The sequence below is a fragment of the Pseudovibrio sp. POLY-S9 genome (assembly GCF_001431305.1).
GTDB lineage: Bacteria > Pseudomonadota > Alphaproteobacteria > Rhizobiales > Stappiaceae > Pseudovibrio.
The window spans coordinates 1-1855 of sequence record NZ_LCWX01000108.1; the positions used below are offsets into that span (position 1 = coordinate 1).

Consider the following 1855-nt stretch of genomic DNA (forward strand, 5'->3'; position numbering starts at 1 on the left):
GAGTGATCTGGCGGATTGAGTTGGTGCATCACCATTGGCGGCGGATAGGGTTTGGAATGCCATGCATCAGCGGGACATAAAGTGCCCGGGCGCGCATAGGTATGGAAGGATTTTGCCGGTGCGAAGAACTCGTTCTGGCAGAGTAAATACCCTTCGTCTTGCGCTCTTTGCCCAATTGATTGCGCCCATAGATTGCCGGCGATAGCAAAGACCAGGAGCGATCCGAAAATGAGAATGAGGTATGTCTTTACGGACCATTGCAGCCGTTGATGACCCCAGGGTGTGAAGACAAAATGAGCGATGGGGATCGCAACAGATCCAAGCGCTAAAGCCTGGATGCCATGAGCAATTTCAAAGTTGTCTTGTCCAAGCTCAATGACCTGCTGCGCATACAGAAAGTCAGAGATCGTACTCCACACCAAAAACACCAACAAAAAATCAAGCGCAGCTGCAAACCCGTGGGCTCTGCGCGGATCCCGGCCAATCCACTGGCCAAATTGAATGGTCTTATCGATGTACCAGTTGATCATCATCACCGCCTGTAGATCTGGTTGTAAAGATCAGGCCCACCCAAATGCCAGATGGTCTCGCGTTCCAGATCATAGAAAAACCGATTGCTGCGGCGTTCAAGCTCTTCCACCTTCTGGCGCATGGAAACTTGCGCTTCACGAATGACTTGTCCGGTTTTCTGAAGGCCGCGCGCAACAGCCTCACCAGTCCACCGCAGGGCAGCAGACAGTTTTTCTCGCAGACCAAACATCTTGTCCAGTTGTCCAAGCGCCATGCCGACAGCCATGCCAACAACAATGGCACCAGCCGTAATGGCAAGGGCGGGAATTGCAACTGTGGTGATAGCACCGGCCAGAAGCGCGCCAGCTGCTGCTGCGGCCATGCCAGCCCCAATGGCAACAGCTCCGATCGCCACATCGACAATGATGTTGGCAAACAGTTCGCTGTAAAGCTGCGTATCGCTCATGATGAACTGCATGATATCCAGGGCCACATAACAGGTGATCATGATGATCGCGTTCGCCCGGCCACCTGCGCGTATGGCTTCAGGGCCAATTCCAAAAGCAACAACCTTTGGAGAGGACGACAGATATCTTGTCCCCTTAAGAACCTCGCGCACTGCAGGATAGCCCTTGAAGATCACGTAGGTCTTCCCATTGGCTATCTTTGTGTAATAACGCCCCTTAATACCGATCTCTTTCAGAAGCTGATGTCCTGACCGGCTGTCCAGCAATGTACCGGGCAAGGTGGCTAAATCTAAAGCTCCACCAGTCATAAGCGCCATGCCCTGATGTGCATCCACGATCGCCTGAGCAAACGCCTCAAGAGAAACCGCGATTGCCTCATCCTGAACCGGATTTACATCATGAGCTGCACTATGTTGCTGCGCCAGTCTCTGTTCCGCCAGCGGATAGACCATCAGAATATCTCCTTGTGCGGCTGATCCCCGGGTTTGACCATCAAACGGTGGTCTGGAAACTGATCCAGAAAGCCCCGGATCTCCAGCTCTTCGGACAGATCTTCGTGCAGAGCATCTGACGAGCGCTCAGGCCGGTCACGACCTTGCAAGACCACATGCGCAGTGCCTGCCGGATCGCACTCTTTGGGTGCAGCTTCAGCAACTGCCTCCACCTTACGCCGTCGCCACAGCAAGCTGCGAAAGAAGCTGCGCAAATAGCCGCGCTTTGCTGAGGCTTTGCCAGAGACAAACTGCATATTCCAACTCCGCAGATCAGGCCCAAATCAAAGACTGCCTGGTGTGTACTCGCCCATAAACAATGTCCGGGCCAAAGCTGGCCCGGATCTGACTTCCATCCTCAATGAGGATAGAGACTTAAGCTGCAGG

At 53.6% G+C, this 1855-nt stretch carries 3 protein-coding genes; all 3 read right to left on the bottom strand.

Annotation, left to right across the window (positions count from 1 at the left end; translation table 11 throughout):
• The coding region (locus PPL9_RS08810) for a hypothetical protein (protein ID WP_152986644.1) at window positions 1-530 on the bottom strand (530 nt) is incomplete at its 3' end.
• A 2-nt stretch (window positions 531-532) separates the two neighbouring features.
• Window positions 533-1429, bottom strand: a complete 897-nt coding sequence (locus PPL9_RS08815; RefSeq protein ID WP_057462358.1) for a hypothetical protein — start codon at window positions 1427-1429, stop codon at window positions 533-535.
• Complete coding sequence (locus PPL9_RS08820; protein ID WP_057462359.1) at window positions 1429-1725, bottom strand: hypothetical protein; 297 nt, start codon at window positions 1723-1725, stop codon at window positions 1429-1431. The genes PPL9_RS08815 and PPL9_RS08820 overlap by 1 nt, the downstream gene beginning before the upstream one ends.
• Window positions 1726-1855: the final 130 nt, after the last annotated feature.

Excerpts from the sequence above, each read along its gene's own strand:
- PPL9_RS08815 (WP_057462358.1), bottom strand. The coding sequence starts at position 1,429 with ATGGTCTATCCGCTGGCGGAACAGAGACTGGCGCAGCAACATAGTGCA.
- PPL9_RS08820 (WP_057462359.1), bottom strand. The coding sequence starts at position 1,725 with ATGCAGTTTGTCTCTGGCAAAGCCTCAGCAAAGCGCGGCTATTTGCGC.